General features: G+C 52.6%; 17 protein-coding genes and 1 tRNA gene. 12 read left to right on the forward strand and 6 right to left on the reverse strand.

Going from position 1 to position 22876, the window contains the following annotated elements:
- Positions 1-118: 118 nt before the first annotated feature.
- From secF to queA, 5 genes are all read right to left on the reverse strand, one after another.
- Positions 119-1033 (reverse strand): protein translocase subunit SecF, encoded by a 915-nt coding sequence (gene secF / locus HF257_RS21470; RefSeq protein WP_028617853.1) that lies wholly within the window; start codon positions 1031-1033, stop codon positions 119-121.
- A 9-nt stretch (positions 1034-1042) separates the two neighbouring features.
- Positions 1043-2911: a protein translocase subunit SecD gene (secD, locus tag HF257_RS21475; RefSeq protein ID WP_185708190.1), complete on the reverse strand. Its 1869-nt coding sequence runs from the start codon at positions 2909-2911 to the stop codon at positions 1043-1045.
- A 62-nt stretch (positions 2912-2973) separates the two neighbouring features.
- On the reverse strand, positions 2974-3312 hold the full coding sequence (gene yajC / locus HF257_RS21480) for a preprotein translocase subunit YajC (protein WP_003175975.1): 339 nt from the start codon (positions 3310-3312) through the stop codon (positions 2974-2976).
- Positions 3313-3355: 43 nt separating this feature from the next.
- Positions 3356-4471, reverse strand: a complete 1116-nt coding sequence (gene tgt / locus HF257_RS21485) for a tRNA guanosine(34) transglycosylase Tgt (RefSeq protein WP_162303237.1) — start codon at positions 4469-4471, stop codon at positions 3356-3358.
- Positions 4472-4476: 5 nt separating this feature from the next.
- On the reverse strand, positions 4477-5526 hold the full coding sequence (queA, locus tag HF257_RS21490; RefSeq protein WP_185708191.1) for a tRNA preQ1(34) S-adenosylmethionine ribosyltransferase-isomerase QueA: 1050 nt from the start codon (positions 5524-5526) through the stop codon (positions 4477-4479).
- A gap of 108 nt (positions 5527-5634) precedes the next feature.
- On the opposite strand from queA, the gene HF257_RS21495 reads away from it, so the two are divergent.
- The 12 genes from HF257_RS21495 to HF257_RS21550 all read left to right on the forward strand — a co-directional run bounded on the left by HF257_RS21495 (position 5635) and on the right by HF257_RS21550 (position 20383).
- Positions 5635-5719 (forward strand) — tRNA-Leu (locus tag HF257_RS21495).
- Positions 5720-5884: 165 nt separating this feature from the next.
- Positions 5885-7126: a tyrosine-type recombinase/integrase gene (locus HF257_RS21500; protein ID WP_185708193.1), complete on the forward strand. Its 1242-nt coding sequence runs from the start codon at positions 5885-5887 to the stop codon at positions 7124-7126.
- Positions 7127-7371: 245 nt separating this feature from the next.
- Positions 7372-8310 carry a hypothetical protein gene (locus HF257_RS21505; protein WP_185708194.1) on the forward strand — a complete coding sequence of 313 codons (939 nt, stop codon included), beginning with the start codon at positions 7372-7374 and terminating at the stop codon, positions 8308-8310.
- Between the two features lie 82 nt (positions 8311-8392).
- The gene (locus HF257_RS21510) at positions 8393-8647 is read left to right on the forward strand and encodes a helix-turn-helix transcriptional regulator (RefSeq protein ID WP_172791591.1); all 255 of its coding nucleotides are present in this window, start codon (positions 8393-8395) and stop codon (positions 8645-8647) included.
- A complete protein-coding gene (locus HF257_RS21515) occupies positions 8644-8949 on the forward strand; it encodes a hypothetical protein (protein ID WP_185708195.1) in 306 nt (101 codons plus the stop codon). Before HF257_RS21510 ends, HF257_RS21515 begins: the two co-directional genes overlap by 4 nt.
- A 376-nt stretch (positions 8950-9325) precedes the next feature.
- Entirely contained in the window at positions 9326-9484 is a 159-nt protein-coding gene (locus tag HF257_RS21520) for a hypothetical protein (RefSeq protein WP_185708196.1), read from the forward strand.
- Complete coding sequence (locus tag HF257_RS21525) at positions 9481-9762, forward strand: hypothetical protein (RefSeq protein WP_075948570.1); 282 nt, start codon at positions 9481-9483, stop codon at positions 9760-9762. Before HF257_RS21520 ends, HF257_RS21525 begins: the two co-directional genes overlap by 4 nt.
- Positions 9759-10043, forward strand: a complete 285-nt coding sequence (locus HF257_RS21530) for a DUF3077 domain-containing protein (protein ID WP_185708197.1) — start codon at positions 9759-9761, stop codon at positions 10041-10043. The genes HF257_RS21525 and HF257_RS21530 overlap by 4 nt, the downstream gene beginning before the upstream one ends.
- Positions 10040-12931 (forward strand): DUF927 domain-containing protein, encoded by a 2892-nt coding sequence (locus tag HF257_RS21535; RefSeq protein ID WP_185708198.1) that lies wholly within the window; start codon positions 10040-10042, stop codon positions 12929-12931. The genes HF257_RS21530 and HF257_RS21535 overlap by 4 nt, the downstream gene beginning before the upstream one ends.
- 374 nt (positions 12932-13305) lie before the next feature.
- Positions 13306-13878, forward strand: a complete 573-nt coding sequence (locus HF257_RS21540; RefSeq protein ID WP_233081402.1) for a hypothetical protein — start codon at positions 13306-13308, stop codon at positions 13876-13878.
- Positions 13879-14306: 428 nt separating this feature from the next.
- Entirely contained in the window at positions 14307-18071 is a 3765-nt protein-coding gene (locus tag HF257_RS21545) for an nSTAND3 domain-containing NTPase (RefSeq protein ID WP_185708199.1), read from the forward strand.
- A 356-nt stretch (positions 18072-18427) separates the two neighbouring features.
- Positions 18428-20383 (forward strand): ATP-binding protein, encoded by a 1956-nt coding sequence (locus HF257_RS21550; RefSeq protein WP_185708200.1) that lies wholly within the window; start codon positions 18428-18430, stop codon positions 20381-20383.
- 1130 nt (positions 20384-21513) lie between these two features.
- Here the strand turns inward: HF257_RS21550 and HF257_RS33375 are convergent.
- Positions 21514-22383, reverse strand: coding sequence for a TIR domain-containing protein (locus HF257_RS33375; RefSeq protein WP_185708201.1), 870 nt, complete (start codon positions 22381-22383; stop codon positions 21514-21516).
- Positions 22384-22876 lie beyond the last annotated feature (493 nt).

A 22876-nucleotide genomic window follows, 5' to 3' on the forward strand; every position in this document is an offset into this window, starting at 1 on the left:
CCTCCTGACCATCACAAGCGGACCGAAACGTCCGCGCTATACCCAGCCTTGGAGCAAAAAAAAAGGCACGAGTTCAATACTCGTGCCTTTCTTGTAACAGCAGATCAACAATCGCCCATCAAGGGCGGTCGTCGACCTCCTTGCCAGTGCTGGCTGGAGGGATCAGGTCTTCGCTGTTGAGGTTCAGCCAGATCAGCACCACGTTGGCGATGTAGATCGACGAGTAGGTACCCGCCAGAACACCGATGAACAGCGCCAGGGAGAAGCCCCACAGGTTGTCGCCACCGAAGATCATCAGTGCAGCAATCGCCAGCAAGGTGGAGATCGATGTCGCCATGGTCCGCAGCAGGGTCTGGGTGGTGGAGACGTTGATGTTCTCGATCAACGAAGCCTTGCGCAGCACACGGAAGTTCTCACGAACTCGGTCGAATACCACGATGGTGTCGTTGAGGGAGTAACCAATAATCGCCAGTACAGCCGCCAGTACGGTCAGGTCAAAGGTGATCTGGAAGTACGCCAGGATACCCACGGTCACGATCACGTCATGAATCAGCGACACGATGGCGCCAACACCGAACTTCCACTGAAAGCGGAAAGCCAGGTAGATCATGATGCCGACCAGCGCCATCAGCATGCCGAGGCCGCCCTGGTCGCGTAGCTCTTCACCCACTTGCGGCCCAACGAACTCAACGCGCTTGACCGACGCAGGGTTATCGCCGCCGACCTTCTGCAAGGCCTCGGCTACCTGATGACCCAGTTGCGGGTCTTCGCCAGGCATACGCACCAGCAGGTCGGTGGTCGCGCCGAAGCTCTGCACGATGGCTTCGTGATAGCCAGCCTTGACCAGCTCGTTGCGCACCAGGGTAACGTCGGCTGGCTTCTCGTAGGTCAGCTCGATGAGCGTACCGCCGGTGAAGTCCAGGCCGTAGTTCAGCCCCTTATGGAACCAGCTGAACAACGCCAGTACGGTAAGGAGCACGGTGACGCCGAACGCAACGTTGCGAACGCCCATGAAGTTGATTGTACGTAACATGGCAGCCCCTTAAATCCACAACTTCTTGAAGTCACGCCCGCCAAAGATCAGGTTGACCATTGCGCGGGTCACCATGATGGCCGTGAACATCGAGGTAAAGATACCGAGGGACATGGTTACCGCAAAACCTTTGACCGGGCCGGTGCCCATCGCAAAGAGAATCCCACCGACCAACAAAGTAGTCAGGTTGGAGTCGAGAATCGCAGTAAATGCCCGGCCGAAGCCTTCGTTGATTGCACGCTGTACAGTCATGCCCGCCGCGATCTCTTCACGAATCCGCGAGAAAATCAGTACGTTGGCGTCTACCGCCATACCCATGGTGAGTACGATACCGGCAATACCTGGCAGTGTCAGTGTAGCGCCCAGCAACGACATCAAGGCCAACAGCATCACCATGTTGCCCGCCAGGGCGACGGTGGCGATGATGCCGAAGAAGCGGTAGATGGCGATGATGAACAGGGATACGAACAGCATGCCCCACAAGGCCGCGTCGATACCCTTGGTGATGTTGTCAGCACCCAGGCTCGGGCCGATGGTGCGTTCTTCAGCGAAGTACATCGGTGCAGCCAAGCCACCAGCACGCAGCAGCAGGGCCAGCTCCGAGGACTCGCCCTGGCCGTTCAGGCCAGTGATACGGAATTGAGCACCCAGCGGCGACTGGATGGTCGCCAGGCTGATGATCTTCTTCTCTTCCTTGAAGGTCTGCACCGGCACATCTTTCTCGACGCCGTTGACCACTTGCTTAGTGTAAGTGGTGACCGGACGTTGCTCGATGAAGATGACCGCCATGCTACGACCAACGTTGCTGCGCGTCGCGCGACTCATCAGTTCGCCGCCATGACCATCCAGACGGATGTTCACTTCAGGGGTACCGTGCTCGCCGAAACCAGCCTTGGCGTCAGTCACCTGGTCGCCGGTGATGATCAAGCCACGCTCGATCAACGCGGGTGGACGGTTGCCTTCGCGGAACTCGAACTCTTCAGCGGTGGCGCGGGTAGCACCCGGTTCAGCAGCCAGACGGAACTCCAGGTTGGCCGTCTTGCCCAGGATACGCTTGGCCTCAGCCGTGTCCTGCACGCCTGGCAGCTCAACCACGATACGGTTGGCACCCTGACGCTGAACGATCGGCTCGGCTACACCCAGCTCGTTGACGCGGTTACGTACCGTGGTCAAGTTCTGCTTGATGGAGTATTCGCGGATTTCCGCCAGCTTGGCTGGGGTCATCGCCAGACGCAGTACAGGCTGGCCATTGAGGTCGGCCGGTACGATGTCGAAATCGTTGAAGTTCTTGCGGACCAGAGCGCGGGCTTGTTCGCGGGAAGCTTCGTCAGAGAACCCCAGCTGGATGGCACCGTTGAGCTGCGGCAGGCTGCGATAACGCAACTTCTCTTTACGCAGCAGGCTCTTCACATCGCCTTCATAAACCTTCAGGCGTGCGTCGAGGGCCTTGTCCATATCGACTTCCAACAGGAAGTGCACGCCACCGGACAAGTCCAGACCCAACTTCATCGGATGCGCGCCAATGCTGCGCAGCCATTTTGGCGTGGTCTGTGCCAGGTTGAGCGCGACAACGTAGTCATCACCCATGGCCTTGCGCACGACGTCTTTGGCCGGCAATTGGTCTTCTGCCTTGGTCAGGCGCAGCAAGCCGCCCTTCGCATCAGCCGCCAACGATGCCGCCTTGACCTGGATACCCGCGTCGGTGAGCGCTTTGCTCGCGCGGTCCAGATCAGCCTGATTGACCTGCAGCGAAGTGCTGGCGCCAGTGATCTGGATCGCAGGGTCATCAGGATAGAGATTGGGAGCGGAATAAATAAAACCGATCGCCAGCACCGCCAGGATCAGTACGTATTTCCACAGAGGGTATTTGTTCAGCATCACGCCGCCCGCTTATAACGCGGGGCGCCTTGCGCGCCCCGTCGATTGGTAAAGGTTGGAACTTAGATCGCTTTGAGCGTGCCTTTTGGCAGCGTGGCGGCGATGGCGCCTTTCTGGAACTTCATTTCCACGGTATCGGAGACTTCCAGTACCACGAAAGCATCGGAGACCTTGGTGATCTTGCCGGCGATGCCGCCAGTGGTTACAACTTCGTCACCTTTCTGCAGGCTACCCAGCAGGTTTTTCTGCTCTTTGGCACGCTTGGCCTGTGGACGCCAGATCATCAGGTAGAAGATGACCAGGAAGCCGACCAGGAAAATCCACTCGAAACCACCGCCCATAGGACCGGCAGCAGCAGGCGCGGCAGCATCAGCCATGGCGTTAGAGATAAAAAAGCTCATTTAGCACTCCAGTTGCAAATAGTGAATCTTAGGGTCGGAAAACTCAGTCCAAGGGCGGTACAGGGAGCCCGCGCTTGGCATAGAAGGCATCGACGAAGGCGGCCAATGTACCCTGTTGAATAGCCTCGCGCAAACCAGCCATCAGGACTTGGTAGTGACGCAAATTGTGGATGGTATTCAACATGCTACCCAGCATTTCCCCACACTTGTCCAGATGGTGCAGATAAGCACGGGAGAAGTTCTGGCAGGTGTAGCAATCACAGGTGGGATCGAGCGGCGAATCATCATGGCGATGAAACGCGTTACGGATCTTCAGCACGCCTGTATCAATGAACAGATGCCCGTTGCGGGCATTACGGGTTGGCATCACGCAATCGAACATGTCCACACCGCGGCGCACACCCTCTACGAGATCTTCCGGTTTGCCAACGCCCATAAGGTAACGAGGTTTTTCAGCCGGCATCAGGCCTGGCAGGTAATCCAGCACCTTGATCATCTCGTGCTTGGGCTCGCCTACCGACAAACCGCCGATTGCCAAACCATCAAAGCCGATTTTATCGAGGCCCTCAAGCGAGCGTTTGCGCAGGCTTTCATGCATACCGCCTTGGACGATGCCGAACAGCGCTGCAGTGTTGTCGCCATGCGCATTCTTCGAGCGCTGGGCCCAACGCAACGACAGCTCCATGGAAATACGGGCAACGTCCTCATCGGCTGGGTACGGTGTGCACTCGTCAAAAATCATCACGATGTCGGAGCCCAGGTCGCGCTGGACCTGCATCGACTCTTCGGGGCCCATGAACACTTTGGAGCCGTCCACAGGCGAGGCGAACGTCACGCCCTCTTCCTTGATCTTGCGCATGGCGCCCAGGCTGAACACTTGGAATCCGCCGGAGTCGGTGAGGATCGGACCTTGCCACTTCATGAAGTCATGCAGGTCGCCGTGCTTCTTGATGACTTCCGTGCCAGGGCGCAACCACAGATGGAAGGTGTTGCCGAGAATAATTTCTGCACCGGTAGCGACGATGTCACGCGGCAGCATGCCTTTAACGGTGCCGTAGGTGCCCACGGGCATGAAAGCCGGGGTTTCAACGGTGCCACGCGGAAAAGTCAGGCGACCACGACGAGCCTTGCCGTCCGTGGCCAACAGTTCAAACGACATACGACTCATAGTTGTTCCTCAGGGCCGCGCGGCGCCGGGTTACGGGTGATAAACATCGCATCACCGTAGCTGAAAAAACGGTACTCGTTATCGATGGCGGCTTGATAAGCGGCCATGGTTTCCGGGTAGCCGGCAAATGCCGAGACCAGCATCAACAGCGTGGATTCAGGCAAATGGAAATTGGTCACCAGGCAATCGACCACGTGGAATGGTCGGCCTGGGAAGATGAAGATATCGGTGTCGCCGCTGAAGGGCTTGAGTACGCCATCACGCGCCGCACTCTCCAGCGAGCGCACGCTGGTGGTTCCCACAGCCACTACGCGCCCGCCACGCGCCTTGCACGCCGCTACAGCGTCAACGACTTCCTGGGTAACTTCCAACCATTCGCTGTGCATATGGTGGTCTTCAATGTTATCCACACGTACCGGCTGAAACGTGCCGGCCCCCACGTGCAGGGTCACATAGGCGGTCTCAACGCCCTTGGCGGCAATCGCATCGAGCAGCGGCTGATCAAAGTGCAGGCCTGCAGTCGGTGCTGCTACAGCACCCAGGCGCTGGGAGTAAACCGTTTGATAGCGCTCGCGGTCCGAGTCTTCGTCGGGACGATCGATATAAGGAGGCAACGGCATGTGGCCGACGCGCTCCAACAGGGGCAACACCTCTTCGGCGAACTTGAGCTCGAACAGCGCGTCATGACGCGCCACCATCTCGGCTTCGCCACCGCCATCGATGAGGATCTTCGATCCCGGTTTCGGCGACTTGCTGGAGCGCACATGGGCCAGTACGCGATGACTGTCCAGCACCCGCTCCACCAGAATTTCCAGCTTGCCGCCGGAAGCCTTCTGGCCAAACAGCCGTGCCGGGATCACCCGGGTATTGTTGAACACCATCAGGTCGCCAGGGCGCAAATGTTCAAGCAAATCAGTGAATTGACGGTGTGCGAGGGCACCGCTCACCCCATCCAGGGTGAGCAGTCGACTGGCGCGACGCTCGGCCAAAGGGTGGCGAGCAATCAGCGAATCTGGGAGTTCAAAAGTAAAGTCAGCAACGCGCATGATTGAGTTCGTCTAGCAGGGCCGGGAAGTCTAGCGGAAATAGTGAAAATTGACCATGAAAGGTGATTGACCAACGGTAATCTCATCTCTATACTTCGCCGCCATTGAGCCCTGATGGCGGAATTGGTAGACGCGGCGGATTCAAAATCCGTTTTCGAAAGGAGTGGGAGTTCGAGTCTCCCTCGGGGCACCATATAGCAGTATCTGAAAGTCTCTACCAGACTCTCAGACCCAGAGAAACCGGCCACTTGAGCCGGTTTTTTTGTGTCTGGCTATCTACCTCTGTATCCCCTTATCCGTTGTATCCCTGTATCCCTGCTTGTATCCTGAGAAAAATGCCTAACTTTGGGATACAAGGATGAAGCGCGCAGATATCAAGCGCCGCCCTCTCGCAGACACGACGCTTGCGGGGCTGGAGCCAGAATCAAAGGAATACAGGGAGCTGGACGGAAACGGCCTCTACTTCAGGGTCAAACCTGATGGTGGGAAATCCTGGCAGCTCCGCTACAAACGTCCGGCGGGCAATTGGGCCTGGATGGGGCTCGGGGGTTACCCGGAAGTAAGCGGTGCATTGGCACGGGACAAAGCTGCTGAACTACGCAAGGTAGTTAGCAGCGGCGCCGATCCTCTCGAACAGAAACGCTCCGCCAAAGCTGCCATTGACGCTGCCAGGACTCGGACCTTCCGAGCTGCTGCTGAAGCTTGGCTCAAGGCCAAAGAAGAAAAGGGCCTCGCTCCCTCCACTCTTAACAAAATCCGCACTTACCTCGACAAAGACATCCTCCCGGCATTGGGAGATAAGCCCCTCGACGAAATCACCCGTACCGACTGCGCAGAACTCCAGGCATCCCTCGAGGCGCGAAACGCACACAACGTGGCGGAAAAGTGCCGCACGTGGATCAATCAGATCTTCGGCCGAGCCATCGGCCTAGGGCTCACCGAAAACGATCCAGGCAGCCGCCTGCGTGACATTGCAGCACAAGCTCCTAAGACTCAGCAGCATCCACATTTGCTGGAGCCTGAGCTGGCTGAATTCCTCCAAGCGCTCAGAAACACACCGAGCAGACTGACAGCCCGCACTGCTGCATGGCTTTGTGTCTGGACAGCATCACGACCCGGCATGGTTCGATTGGCTGAATGGAAAGAATTCGACCTTGAAAAATCCATTTGGACTACACCTGCTGCCAAGATGAAGATGCGCCGGGATTTTGTATGCCCCCTTCCCCACCAAGCCGTTGCGGCACTGAAAGAGCTGTATTGCTTAACCGGTCGCAGCCGCTGGCTCTTTCCAGGAGTGGGAGCAAAAAATCCGACCATCAGTGAAAACACAATCAACAAGGTCTTCGCCACCATAGGCTACAAAGGTCGTCTCGTTGGACACGGGACTCGCCACACGGCGAGCACATTGCTTCGAGAACATGGCTGGCCTAAAGAACACGTTGAGGCGCAGCTTGCACACAAAGAGGAAGGTATTTCAGGGGTATATAACAAGGCTCAGTACCTAGAACAGCGTGTAGTGATGATGCAGTGGTATGCAGACCACCTTGAGCAAATGGCAGCGGGTAATGTGGTGCAGGGACAGTTTGGGAAGGCGGTATGAGCGCACGTAATCGCCTCCCCTCAAAAATCGGTGTAACGCGTGTTACGGGTGTAACGGATCCATCCAACTCATTGATAATAATGAATTATTTATCGGTTACACGTTGTTTTCACCTCGAATGCCTCAAGTGTAACGACACGAAGTCGTGTAACAGAAATATCCCCGAGTCCTTCCTGTCGGCAGCGGCTTTATCCAATCCACGACGCTGGAACAGCGCGCCTGTCTCGGGGCGAGGGGCGGCCTAAATGGATATCGAGCTAGGTATTGAACCTGAAGAACTAGAAATCGCAGGGACGGACGTGAAGTGTCTGATTTGGGACATGGATGACGCCGAACTAGCAGTGCGTGAGTTAGCGTTGTATCCCCATTTCCACGAGCATTTCCGAGAAGCTTTCGACCTCATCGGCGTGGCAACTTCGTTCTGGCTTGAGGATGGCTCCTACGCGACCAGTGCAGAATCAGTCACAAGAACCTTGTTTCGACTCCGGGATGCCATCGGTGAACGTGCAAGCTCTGCGGAAGCAGCTTCACTGCCTAACGTCATTCGAGGCTTTCTCGGGGTCGATCATCCAGCTAAAGATTCACAACTCGCTGCAGCTTTTGCCCTGGTACTCGGCGTACAAGCTGTGGAAATACTTTCAAATTGGCTCTTCGAGCTCGAGGTCGCTACCTACGATATAGATGCGGATCTGATAGAGGGGCTAAGAAAGGACTCACCCCGCCAGTACGCGAATCTTATCGATAAAGAACGAGATCGCCGCGCCGGCTTTGAAATAGAAGCGAGAGAGCAGTTTGCAGTCTTGAAAGGTGAGGCTAATCAGACATTGTTGATGGCAAGCCTCTATCGCCAGGTGGAGAGCATCGATGTATCCAAAAATGGCTTCAACACATCGAGTCTGATGCTTCGACTACTTGACGAAGCCTTCTCAGCGAAGGCATCTAAACGCGGGCAAGAGGCTGGCAAAGGTAATCAAGAGGCAGGCTCTAAAACGCAAATAGAAACGATGGATAGGCGCTCAAACATAAAGGCAGCCGCAGAGCAAATTATTGCAGGCCGGCGAATCGAGAAACGAAACCTGACAGATGCAGAGCTAACCAACCTGCTGTTCGACCAGGCCGTTCACGGCACCAAGAAAACCATCCGCGATCATTTGACCGCGCTAGGTCTTCGACCACTCAAATAAAAAAGGGAACGGACACAGTCCGTTCCCCTCCCTCTCCGTAGCGTATGGCCTGTCGTCTCAATAAACGCAGGTTTGGATCGCTATGACTACCGCAATAAAACACCTTGCTTCACACGACCCCGCCACGACTCTCATCCGTATGCCAGAGGTGGTATCAATCGTTGGGCTTGCCCGCCCGACCATCTACAAGCTCATGCGCCAACCTGAGAGTGGATTTCCACTCCCAGTGAAGCTAAGTAACAGCAACGCCCGAAGTGCGCCAGTCGCGTGGGTACTCGGAGAGATTCAAGCATGGACTCGCGCGCGCATCGCTGCACGTGATCGGGTGGCAGCATGAGAAAAAGACCTATCACTACGGCAGTGTTGCAACCCTTCTCAATTCTGCGCCAAGTCGGTTTTTCGCCGCGTTACATGCAACGCCTTGAGCGTTATCGCAGCCGGCAGGAAAAACAAAGTCGCGTCGTTGGTGTGCTCAGTTGGCCTGACGGCACCTGGTGCGCCATTACCTTCCACACCGAAAAATTCAATGCAGTGACTGTCGACGAAGGCCAGCAAGCAGCCGCCTACGAAGATGCTCGCGCCATGATCGATAGTGACTTCCTGCCCCTGCTTTCCCTGCGCTGGGAAGTTCATGCCTGAAATGAAAACGCCCCCGGGAGCGATCCGGAGGCGTTGAGGTAAATCTACATGCCAGAACAATTTATGCCGCACCTGAAAATTTCGCAAGTTATACGCACGGTTGCACTTTCGAAAAACGGACGTTACTCTCTGGCCGTCGCTGCAAAATCAGCGACCGGGTTTGACGGCCCGAGTACATACAGGCGCACAGGCGCCCCCATATCGATTGCAGGCGCTTTTTTTGTGCCCGCATTCCCGTTTTATGGTGGCTGTGCGTGGGAGATCTTCGGGTCTGCCGGGGTCCTGTATGCCCGGTCCGTCAACCTGCGCACAGCTGCCACCCCAATTCGTTTGACGGCGAACCGTGGCAGCTCCTCACATACAGGAGCTTCACCCCATGCACACCCTCAATCCGTCCAAAATTCGCGCCGCTGCCCATCGTGCAATGGCTATCGCCGCTTTACACGCCAACTCCAGTCTCGCTACCCGTCTCGCCCGTTTCAATTCTCATATGGCCAAAGCCCGCGCTCTCGAAGCCGCAGGCGGTGCCCAATGAATTCCGCTCTGAGTTTCGCCCTGCCCGAGGACTTGCTTTGCGTCCACAACGACGCCGAAGCCGGTGTTCCGATTGATGCCCTTACCTGTGCTGTGGAACGCGCCAACTCTGTACTTTTGCTTCTTGAAGATCAGTTCGACTGCGACGGCCCACGTCTAGCCAACCACGTCATCGCGGCTGCCTTGTGGGATGTTCGGGGCACCTTGGGATTGATCCGCACCCTCGCCGTGCACGCCGACAACTCCACCCGACAAGCCATGGGCGGAGGCGCGCAATGAATCATTCCATGGTGATCAATACCGTTGGCGGCGCTACCTTTGCCAAGTGCAACGCTCAGAATCAGCCACTGTTCCGAATCAATGCCGGCGTCTCGTGCGAAGAGGCGCTTGAGCAAGCCTCCTTGCTCATGGATTGCGTGAACAAACTCACCTTCCTGAGCGGTATGGAGAATGACAACGCCTCAATGGTCTGGGCTTCGCATTACTTGAGTGAGATGGCCAAGGCGATCATCGATGACGTCACCAGTGGGTTGCAATTGGCCCAAGGCGGTGGCGCATGACCACCTCTACTTCCAACGTCCGTCGACCCACGTTCGCTCAAGTCAAAGCTGCTGCGTTGCAGAACATTGATCGTGTGCTTGCTCACTGGCTGCCCAACGGCAAGCGCGTGGATGGCGGTAAGGAATACACCGCTCCCAATCCAACCCGCACCGACAAGCGCGCAGGTTCCCTCAAGGTCAACTTGAGCAAAGGCACCTGGGCGGATTTTGCCACCGGTGACAAAGGTGGCGATCTGATCGACCTAGTGCGCTATTTGGATGGCGGTACCGACGTCGAAGCCTGCAATAAACTGGCGGATCTATTGCACGTGACTGCCGAGGCGGTTCAACCCAAGCCGAGCCCCAGCAAAAACAGAACACCGGAATGGATTGCCATCCAGCCGATCCCGGCCGAGGCCATGAACAAGTGCCCGGCCACACATCGGCAACACGGCGCACCGTCCAAAGTCTGGCTATATCGCGACGCTCAGGGCCAACCGGTCATGGCGCTCTATCGCTTCGACTTGGACCCCGATGAAGACGGCAAACCGCGCAAGGTGTTTGCACCGTTGACCTGGTGCCAGCGGTCCGACAGTCAAACGCGGCAATGGCGTTGGCAAGGCTTGCCGGAGCCGCGTCCACTGCTACGCCTGGACGAACTGGCGCAACGCGCAAAAGCTCCGGTCATTCTGTGCGAAGGCGAAAAGGCCGCCGACGCCGTAACGGATCTGCTGCCCAAATACGTGGCCACGTGCTGGCCGAACGGCTCGAACTCCTGGCACAAAGCAGACCTGACACCGCTCAAAGGACGGTCTGTAGTGTTGTGGCCAGACAACGACGCCAGTGGCAAAAACTGCATGGTCGCCGTCGCCGGAAAACTACATCAGATCGGCGCCGCGTCGGTGTGCTTGATCGCCCTGGACGTATTCAAACGCAAGCCAACTGTCAAAAGTGGCCAGCCCACTTTTGCCAAAGGTGGTCAATGGGACGATGGCGACGACGCGGCCGATGCCCAAGCTAAAGGTTGGACGGCAGCGCATTTCGCGGAGCTGGAGCGCAGCGGCGAACTGTTCAGCGATGAGCCGGAGAAAGCACCGAACGAAACACCTGAAGTCAAAGCGAAGCCAACGACCAAGCGTACCGCGAAACCCAAAAACGATCTGCTACCCGGCGGCTTCCGCCTAACGCCAGATGGCGTGTTTTATTCCGGTGACGATGGGGAAGCGCGTCCGGTGTGTTCGCCACTGGAGATCCTCGCTCGTACTCGCGATGCACAGGGCCAGAACTGGGGCTTGCTGGTCGAGTTCGACGATCCAGATGGCGCGAAAAAGCGCTGGAACATCCCGGCACGGACCATGACCGGCGACTTTGGCAAGGACGTGCTCGGCCCGCTGGTGGATATGGGCTTGCGACTGGCCGGCAGTCGCTCCGGACGCAATGCCCGCAACGACCTGCAGAGCTATCTCGGCGGCTTCGACAGCGCGCAACGCGCTCGCTTGGTTACCCGTTTGGGCTGGCACGACAGCGCCTTTCTGCTACCCGAACAACAGGTCGGTTCGCACGCCGAACACCTGCACTTCTATGAGGCCGGCGCTCAGCTCCCGCCTATCAGCGAAGCCGGCACCTTGGAGCAGTGGCAGGAGCAGATCGGTGCCTTGTGCATCGGTAACCACCGCTTGGCGTTTGTGGCCAGCGTGGCGTTTGCTGGTCCGCTGCTGCACATGCTCGGTCATGAGTCGGGGGGGTTTCACCTCTATGGCGACAGTTCGGGCGGTAAGACCACCCACCTGCAAGTGGCCGCCTCGATCTACGGTGGACCGCGCCTGGTGCGTTCGTGGCGCTCCACCGACAACGCCTTGGAGTCCATTGCCGCTGCGCACTCCGACGGGCTCTTGGTGCTGGATGAAATCGGCATGTGCGACCCGCGCATTATTGGTGAAACGGTGTACATGCTCGGCAACGGCACAGGGAAGGCTCGCGCCAATGATCGAGGACAAGCAGGCCGACAGGTGCAGGAGTGGCGCTTGCTGTTTCTCTCGACCGGCGAGAAGACATTGGCACAGCACATGGCCGAAGCGAACAAGGAATTGAAAGCCGGTATGGAGGTGCGAATGCTCGCCGTGCCCGCGGACGCCAGCAAAGGCCTAGGCATGTTCGACGTGTTAAATGGCTTTGACGATGCGGCCGCCCTCTCCGATGCGCTCAAGGCACGGGTGGCCAAGTACTACGGCACACCTTTGACCGCCTTCCTGTCGGCCCTCTGTGACCCCGGCAAGCGACATGGCTGGTCCGCGATCCTTCGCCACACCTTGGAGGGCTTTATCGCCAAGGCATTACCCGTCTCGGCCAGCGGTCAGGCGCATCGAGCGGCCGCTCGCTTCGGCTTGGCTGCCGCCGCTGGCGAACTGGCCACCGCGATGGGGATTACCGGCTGGCCTGATGGCACCGCCACCACCGCAGCCCGGGTGTGCCTCAGTGCCTGGATGAATGAGCGCGGCGGCGCCGGAAATTTCGAAGGAGACGCAATCTTGTCGCGGTTGCGCCAGGTCATCGAACGCTTTGGTGAAAGTCGTTTTACCCGCTGGGAGTCAGCCGCCGCAAAGATCGATGAGCACGGTCCGCGCACCATCGACCGACTGGGTTTTCGCAAGTCGCTGGAACACGGAATGGGCGACACGCTGCATACGACGACTACTTACTACGTGCTGCCCGAAGCTTGGCGCTCCGAAGTATTCAAGGGCATGAACATCACCGCGGTAAACAAGGAGCTGTTACGTCGAGGTGTGTTGGAGCCGGGGACTGATGGCAAAGCGTCGACCGCTGTACGCCTACCTGGACTTGGTTTGCAGCGTTGCTACGTAGTTGTGGCAGTACCTGAGCAGGGTGAGCGCGAAGCTCAGGCCGCCTGAGTCGCTACCTAATTCATGAGGTAGCGCCGGCTTATTCCGGCCTCGCCAGCCAGGCACACACAACCAAAAATCTGACTTTAGGAATAACCATGAACGAATTGAAACAGCAACAAGCGGCTTTAATCTCCGAACGCGAAACGCTGGAAAATAGTCTCCCCCACTAGGAGGCAGCTTGGCGCAATGCGCCCAGCAACTACAGCCCCAACGGCAACATGATAGGAAGCCCAGAGAGCAGAGCCGCCGAGGACAGACTATCGAGTGCCCAAAGCCGTGTACGCGCCATCTCCAGCGAGCTGGAACGAATTGAACAAAAGCTCGCTCACCTAGACCGCCTAGAGCGGGTCGACCAGATCAAAACAGAATCCATCCAAGCGATGTCCGAATCAGCCGTCGAGGTCGAAGCATTGGAGCGGATAAAAGCGCACTTGAATGAGCGCCGTCAGGCGATTCAAGCGGAAGCAGAACAATCTCTGGGTAAAGCACAGCAAGCCGAGCGAGACGCAGCCAGCCTCTACGCCCGGAGCCTTGCCAGCGGCGACAGTGAAGGTGAAAAAACCGCGAATAGCGAAATTCAGAAAGCCGCCAAACAACTTGCAACAACGGATGAGCAAGTGAGAAGGCAAGAACTCATTCTCACCGCCCTGCAAGCCGAACTCGACACCATCGAAACTCACATATCAAACGCTCAACAGCGTGGAAATGAGGCCAAAAAAGCAGCTTTGAACGCGGTAGGGTTTGCATTAGATGAGGAGTGGAATGCAGCAACGAAGCAATTAGTAGAAGTGGGAGCGCGGATACTTGCCGTCAGCTACCAAAAGGGTGGGATGGGAGATGCTTTGTCCGGACTTGACGTTCCACGGTTCGGTCCTTTCCATTCGAGACTTGATCGTTCCGACCTGGCAGCTGTCGCCCGCGACATCTCCCTAGAGGATCTTCTGACAGCCTGACTCCGAAACAGCCCGCTTAAGCGGGCTGTTTACTTACCTCCTTTCACGGGTGACAGGGCGCTCGCCATTCAGCGCAAGATTTCCGCGCCTTCAAATCACCACTAACAGCCTTCTTCATTCGCATGCTTAATTATTTGCGTCCGATTGCGCAGCAAGGTATGGGCCGAATGACTATGCTGATCCGAACAGCGGCTCATGAAAATCAGTTCTGTACCTGAAGTGCTTTGCTGAAGTACACAAAGCGATGGAAGAGACAACAATTTGGATACCGGTTTCCTTCCCGCAATTTCCACGCTAACCTCGACATAGGTGCGTACTCGATAAAAACATAATAGTCTCCACCTAAAAATGTCAGGAACCACTATAAAACGCTCAATTATTCAGCTGACTCAATACAAATAAAGCAACCAGGGCGAGCATAGATTTATATGTCAAAATTAAATCAAATTCAATTTGCCCTCATCGAATTAGATGGAGGTGCTTTCCAGAAGCTGGCAGATGCTTATCTCGTGGAAAGAGGATTCGGATACGTCAACTCCATCGGATCTGTTATTGCTGCGAATAAAGTAAGAACTGGAACGCCTGACACTTTAATAACCACAACCAAAAACAACTACGTATTTGCCGAGTACACTACCCAGCAATCTGGCCTGCTGGACAAAATGAAAGGCGATCTAATTAAATGCTTTGACGAAACCAAGACAGGAATCCCAACCAATAACATTGAGAGAGTCGTTTTCTGCTTCACGGGCAAGATAAACTCTAAAGAAGAAGGCGAACTACGACACCTCTGTCAATCAAAAAATATCAACCTAGATATTTTCGGCATTGACGCTATATCCTATGACCTATACAGCAAATACCCGGGGCTCGCCAAAGACTTTCTTGGCATTTCGATTGACACCGGTCAAATTGTTTCCCCTTCAAAATTCGTTTCACTATACAACAGCGGAAAACTAGCTACCCGTCTTGACCTTGGCTTTCACTTTCGTGATAAAGAGTTTGACGAAACGATAGACGCATTAAAAAGAAGCAACCTAGTACTTCTATCTGGCAAATCAGGAGTTGGTAAATCTAGGCTCGCATTGGAAGTATGTAGAAGCTTCAGTGAAAGCTTTCCTGAATATGAAGTACTGTGCGTTTTCGGACGCAACCGCGACTTATGGGAAGACTTACAAATAAAGTTCAGAAGACCAGGTAACTTCCTTATTTTCGTGGACGATGCAAACCGAGTCAGTCAGTTCGACTACTTTATCGATCTTATTTCTCACCAAAGAGATGATCAGCAAATAAAAGTCCTTGCAAGCGTACGTGATTACGCGCTTAAAAAAATACAAGATTCAGCACAGCCATTGGGTGGCGGGCTAGAAATACAGCTTGATTCATTTAATGACAATCAGATTAGAACGTTAATTGCTGACGAATATGGAATTGTAAACAAACATTATTTGGATCGCATCGCTGAAATTGCACAAGGGAACCCGCGCCTCGCCGTTATGGCTGCCGAAGTCGCAAAAGAAGCGCCCCTCAGCTGTATCCATGATGTTACGGCTTTATATGACAGTTATTTCTCTTCAATTTTAGACGATCTCAAAAAAGACGGAACCGATTTAACGAGCACAGCACTTATTCGTGCAGCCGCCATTGTATCTTTTTTTAAGGCTGTAGATCGAACGAATACGGAAATGATGCTAAGCATAGAAAACGTCTTCAAAATAGACGCTGATGCATTCTGGGAGGCAGCCAGCCGGCTTCACGAGCTAGAACTTGTAGATATGTACGAAGACGAAGTCGTTCGAATATCAGATCAAGTTCTTGCAACTTATATTTTCTATGTTGCAACCTTCAAAGACAAAGCTATTGACTTCGGTGTACTGATAGATAATTTCTTCCCGAAGTATCGACATAAAATCATCGACTCAATCAACCCTGTTCTCCGTGCTTTCAATAGCGAAGCACTCATAAGTTCGATGCAGCCCCATATTGACCAAGCTATTTCCAGACTACAATTAGAAAGTAATGAAGATGGCACATTACACCTAATCGATGCATTCTGGTTCGTAAATTTAACTGACACACTTCTATGGATGCACAACCGAATTGAGGCGCTAACCTGTGAAATAACAGCCATTGATACAATTGAGTTTGAGCAATCAAAAACCACCGTACCATCTCCTTCCAATCTCAGCATATTAAGGTCGTTCGCGTTTGTCGGAGTGGAAGAAGTCAAGATGGCACTAGAACTTCTTATGCTCCACCTTTCCAAACGCCCCTCCGATGCACCAGGCTTATTGCGAATATTAGTAGAAGATTACGGCTTCAAATTCGACTCGCATCACCAAAATTATAAGATTCAACAGGCTGTTTTAGATACCATTTGGAATTATGCAAGCACCGGTAACACTTTATTTTCGAGAGTGTTTTTATTTATTGCAAAAAATTATTTAGACACTCAGTTTGAAAGTCATGAGATGAATGGTAGCACTCTCACAATATCGAGATTTGAAACGCCCTCAACACTTGAACTTTCGGAAATCCGGCATACTATATTTAACCGATTATTTACTCTTTATGGGTTCCAGGAATTTCAGGGTAGCGTAATTGAGATTATTGAACACTACTGCACCTCATACAAACTAACAAATTCTGAAATAGCGCAAAAAGACTCCGAAAACTTATTACCTTTCCTTGAGTCACACCTCAACCCTGACAACTATCAATGCTGTGCACTGATGCATAGCTATTTAGACCTTCTAGAAAAACACTCTATTAGCTACCAGGACTCCTTACGTAATCGATACAGCAATGCCACACAAATTTTAGCAGACATAATTTTTCAGGATTGGTTAGGGGGCTCGGGACCAGAGCTGACATACGAAGAATATGAAAAATACAAAAACGGCAGATTAATAACCCTCACAAAAAACTTCACACTAGATGAGTATTCAGTTCTTATAAATCAGTGCATAGCTATTAGCGACGCGAAGGACACAAAAAAAACCAACTGCCAAATTCAAAGAGCGCTTGAAAGTATTTTCTTATCATTGGCCGATAGTAACGATACACTTTACCTCGTTGTGATCGATCACTATTTACAACTCCAAGACCCACTTCGACTAAATGGTTACGCATTAGTAAAAAAACTCGTAGATATAAGAAACCATAATGAAACGCTCCGACTCCTTGATAAATATGATTACCCAGCCAAGAGACAATGGCAATTCTATACGTACATGGCAATCCAGCCTGAACTCATAGATAAAGAACTATCATCCAACCTGTATAAACTTTACGAAACGTCGGAGACAATGGATCTGCCTCAGGACATGGATTACTTACTTAAATACGTTCCAGCCGACTCGATGGCGGTCGCAAAGGTTGTTGGAATTATACTTAAAAAAGTGCGTAGCGATTCCTCCGCAGCATATGCACTTACTATGCTATTTAATAGTTACACAGAAGCAGCAAAACGCTTGCCAGAACTTTTCTCGCAGGACCTAGAAACTCTTAAAATGGCTTACGGAGCTGTCGAAGTTACACGGCACTATGGCGATCACAAAGGCAATATTTTCAACCTTATTCTCGACTTAGATACGACCTTCATAACAACGTACATCGATTGGGCGTTTCACAACTCTAAGCGTGGGTGGCTCAGTAGTCATGATAATCAGCGCGATTACGACTTCATTTGGGTTAGGCATGACTACAATGAAGTTATGACCATGTTGATCGAAAGCATTTTCTCTCATGAGCAAAACCATTTCTTTGCTATAGACCCTTATTTACACTCTTTCTTCAAGACCAAGAGTGAGGACCCCTACACTATTGAAAAGCAAGATATGCTTTTGCTTTCACTTATAGACAAGAAAAATGATAATTTAGAATTCATGGGGCTAATTTTCTCCGTTATTGCTCAATTCCCACCAAATCGAAGACATATATTCCTGCAGCGATTTCTTAAACACAATCAGAACTTCGATAACTTTACACGCCTACCCTTGGAGCCTAATAGTCGCTCTTGGAGCGGGAGCCGAGTCCCGGTGCTGCAGGAGCAAATTAATTACTGGGAGTCCCTTCTCCCTCTTATTAGTAGCGTGAGTTTGCTGCGGCACAAACAGTATATCGAACGCATAATCCGCGAGTTACAAACGCAAATCGAAGATGAGAAAAAAAGAGACTTCATCAGTGATTAACACTAGCAACTCTTAAGCCTCAAAATCGGTGGGTGGATTTTGAAACGAAACTTTGATTTTCACACTGAGTGTGGGGGTCTCCGTTTGTCACGCAGGAGAAATCGAGAGGCGACGACGTGGATGAGATATTGCTCGACCTTAGGCAACCTGATCCGTACCGCCCCCTCAGTCATTCCGAAAAGCCGAAGATGAGCGCATTGGCTAGGTGATTTGCCCATTTTGATGGGCCGCCCACCCTCAGAGGAGAATGCAGCAGGTAGCTGCTGAAATGACAGGTGCCTGCCATCCAGTGAAACCTGTGATATATATGGATCACTAGCTAATATCGGGAGGGCTAACAATTGAACTTGTTCGGAATGGAAGACTTAAGTGCGCTAGATCGAAGCGAGATTGCGCGGAGGCAGTTAAATAATCTTCTGACCTCATATGCTGATGAAGCCGATCTCTTTAACGAGGTTGTTCAGAACGCTCTTGACAGTGTAATTTCAGCTGAAGAACGGGGACTCTACACTGGTGAAGTAGAACCTATGCTGACCATTATTGTTGGTCGCAGACCAGAGTCTTTTCACTACTTGTTCGTGGGCGACAATGGAACAGGAATGTCTCCCGACATTGCGAAGAACCTTACCGTCCCAGGATACTCCGCAGCCAAGAAGAAAGGTAAGACCCTAGGTTATAAAGGGGTTGGAGCATCTTACTTTTTTGCTGCCAGTCGACGTATTTCCTTGCGGACGGAAGACGAACTTGGACAATCGACACAATATACAGTCAGGGGGTCGTTTAGCTGGATAAAAGACCCTGAAGAGCCGGCCCCAATTATAGATGAAGAGTTTGATGTTCCTGATATAGTAAACGCGAAATTTCCAGCGGGAAGAGGAACGGGTTTATTATACCAATTCCATGAGGGAGTGCATCCGCGCAGTTTAGATTCGCTAGTAATCGTTGGCGACGGCCCCGAAAGAGAGCTCAGAAACTGGGCTAATTTTTTCGCCGCGAGAACGGTTCTTGGATCTGTCAGCCCTCTAAGCAGCAGCCCTATAAAGGTAAAGATAATTCTCGACAAGGGAGTTCAATCTTATGAAGCAATTTATGAGATCGACAAATATGATATTGATAGCTCAAAGCTAGGATATCCGTTCCCCTCAGCAATTGTTAGAACTTCAGGAGACGCCGAAACCATTGATAACAGTCCGCCTGAGAAGCGACATACTCATGCGAGGAAATATAGCGCTATACGACGTCGCTGGAATGCTGAAGAAATTATTTCTACTCTAACTGGGCTTTCAGACGATAGCCGAGAAAAATTAGAAAAGCACCTTCAATGGGTAGATGGATATCTTTGCTATTCGACAGAGGTACTCGCTGAGGCGAATAAACGATTGGGCGGTCGCAGTAACCTGCTTCGGCATGGTATGCGTATAGCTGTAGACGGAGTGCCTCAGGGCCGCTCTGTAGATTTATCCCTAACCAGCAGCCAAGGCTTAGATAGACAAGCTCATATTATGATTTCCTTTGAGGGACTTGAACTAGATCTTGGCCGAAAAATCTCTGCGGATGAGGATATAGCAAAAGCAGTAAGCGAGATTGGAAAGCGTGTTGTTGGAATACTAAAGGAATATCGATGGGCTATGAAAAAGCCTAATCGGCCAGATGTGACGTCAGATCTAGACAGATGGCGTGCACAAATTGACTCCAGAGCAGCTGACTCGGTCTATCCAGTTCTCAGTGAAAGGTTCAAATTAACACCAGTCTTCGATGTAGATCCAGATAACGAGCAAGAAGTCATAGCCCTTTTTATTTGGCTTTGCACATCTGGTTTTTTGAAGGGGTATCGTCTCAGAGCAATATCAGGCTTTGAGCGTTATGACTCATTAGTTTCCATTGATACAGAAAGCCCGATTTTGCGCGATACACATGATAGGCTTTCGATTCGAACAGATGACGACACCGTCTCGGGTGAAAATGTCGTTTTAGAATTCAAACATCAATTCATCGACCTAATTTCTGACTTCGACGATAAGAAAAAGAATCCGTCAGAAATTGATATTGTTGTTTGTTGGCAGGTAACAGATATAAATTGCGGCCGAGGAGTGCTTAATCCTTGCTATGGGGAATGGGGAGATCACCGTCCAAATTATGGAGCTAGTTACATTTGGCATGATGAAAATGAAACCTCATCAATTGTAGTTATAGCCCTGAGAAACCTCATATTGGAATTATTAGCTGCAAAAGAAAGAGAAATAGGTCTCTCGGGCCAGGGGATAGATCAGCTTGACCGCCTTTCACGACATGATAGAGATGCGCACGTATAAGAGCGCAGCGATCTGCAGCTAAAATGCACAGCAGATAATTTTCCAGGGGGTGCCAAATACAAAGCCCTCAGGAACGAGATAGGCGAGAGACTTTAAGTTGTGAAGTACAACGTAAAGTCTCAGCCATTCTCAGTCGACAACTTTTCGGCGCATACTCATCAATGTCTAATTGAGAGATAGTTTCGATAATCCTGTTCTATCGAAGTGCGGTCCGACTCCATTCAGCTACTCTAGCCGCTCCTATTGCGGCAGTCTGCGGTTATCGTAAGATGAAACGGGCGTGATGGACGGAACTGAATTCAAAGGTCTGCCTACCTCAGGGATCAATTCCGCCTCCAGATGAAACTGTCGATCATCCCCATGCTTTTGAGTGATGCGGGTTCGTCCGAAAAACCAACATTGGTGTTACACCTGGAGGGATTGTTATGGTAGGTGTACGGCAATTGGGCGGAAGGTGTAACGCGAAAATTATTCAATAAAATCAGTTGGTTACCACCCTGCGTTACACGAGTTACCCGTGTTACATCAGTTTTAGATGAAACTGCTGCCCCAGCTCCCCTTTTCTTGTGATGCCATCAGCGACGGTAATCCTTCCGCTTAGCTTTTGGCGCCTTAAAGTATGCATGGGGCCCCTGGGACTTTTGCCTGGTACGGGGTCGGAAACCCGCGACATCGTGTTAGCGGACAGGTGCCCAGCTTAGTGAACAGGTGAACCGGGTGAACACACAGTTCACCAGTGCAATTGCACAAGATGTTGGGAGGTCGCCGGGGACCCTGAGCATTTCGGAATGACACGGGGCAAAGAACCCGCGCGTTCGTGTTAGCGGCTGGATTTTTGAAGTCGGTTGACAGGTTGACGGAATTGACTGGGTTGACGAACGCCATGCGTGCGTTATCAGCAACACAAAGGGGCATCTTTACCAACACGGTAACGATGCCCCTTTTTCTTCAAGATCCTTTCAATTTCAACGTTGAAATTTCAGTAAGCTGTGGAATCTGCCGCTACCACGATGTCGCGGGTTTCCGACCCCGTATCCTCTAGATATCCTCAGGGTCCCCGGCGGCTTTCGGCGCCGCGACCCGATGCAATAGCCTTACGCCTTACCTGCGGATGGCACTTCGAAGACGCTTCATGACCGCATAACTTTATTCCAGTCTATTTCGTGGCCGGCTTCTTGAAGCTCACGGCCCAGGGCATGCTTCCAATTACCGTCCAGTGATTCATACACCACACCTGCGTAGTCGCTCGGTATTTCCAAAGCTCCTTTCTTGAGTGCGCAAACCTTTCCTCGTCCAAGACGGCCGATGAAATACCCCAGTTCCAAGATGACGTTTTGGCGAGCCCGGGGTTCAGGCGTTCCACCCTTTACACATCCCTCATCATCAGGAGTGAGTAATACGACAGCGAATCCTACATCTCCGTGGGCTTCGACCTTCTCAATCACCGTCCGGCCTTGGTTGGCTTGCTCGTGCAAGATCACGGCTTCGAAACCTACTTTCTCAAGGAAGCGAGCCACCATCTCTCGTGAGCCATCGTCATGACCATGAACGACAAACACACGTCGCGATAACCCTTCCATCACTTCCCCCACTTCCGGCTTGGTCTCATGTTCATGCTCATAGTCGGCCAGGTCTTCCGCTAAAGTTTTTTGCCCTTGCCGGAGAAGCTCGATAGCCCTTTTAATGTTTTTCTCAAGACGTCCAACGTAGTCTGTCGGCACCCCGTTGGTCCTAAAGCGCGGAAAGAACGCAAGAGAGGCTGCAGATTGCAAATCATTGTAGGTGGACGTGTTCTCGCCAAAGCACCGTACGAGAGTGTCTTTGATTCTAACCTCCAGTCCACGTACCTCAGGTGTAAGGCCGTTGCGCACAGAACTCAGATCGAATGCTTCGAGTTCGGAAACGCGCTCTCGTAGCCTATCGATGCTCCGATTGATATTCTGTTGCTGGCTTTGAAGCTTGGAAACGGAAGGTTCTGTTGGGGGCTGAACTCGGGCCATCGAAGACGTACTCCTTTGTGAGGTGCAGAACACTATCCCATATTGGAGAATGTGCCAGCCCCCACTACTGTGTATCCCTCCATGTATCCCAAGCTTTATAATCGACCTGCAAGCCACGAATTTTATGGATGTCTCGAGTCTCCCTCGGGCACCATCTTAAAAAAAGACCTTGAAATTCAAGGTCTTTTTTTTCGCCTGCAAAAAAGTGGGCGACACGCCAAATCGTTGCTTTATGCGCCGCGGCAAGGCTGAAGCCATCTCTCAGAAGGCCTCCTGATAGGCCCGTCTGGCGCAACCTGCGCGCTACCATTCATCGCATGCTTACGGGTCTCCAGCACCCGCTGGAGAGCTTCTGAGACTGAAGATGCAGAGGCAGACCGCGAGGCGCTATATGTTTTATACGCCAGGCGATAGCGACTCACTGCGCTAGAAAAGCTTCTCTTGCCCAACGCCGGTACAAGATTCCTGCCCAGCGCCAATTACCCAAGTCATT

Source organism: Pseudomonas cremoris (assembly GCF_014230465.1).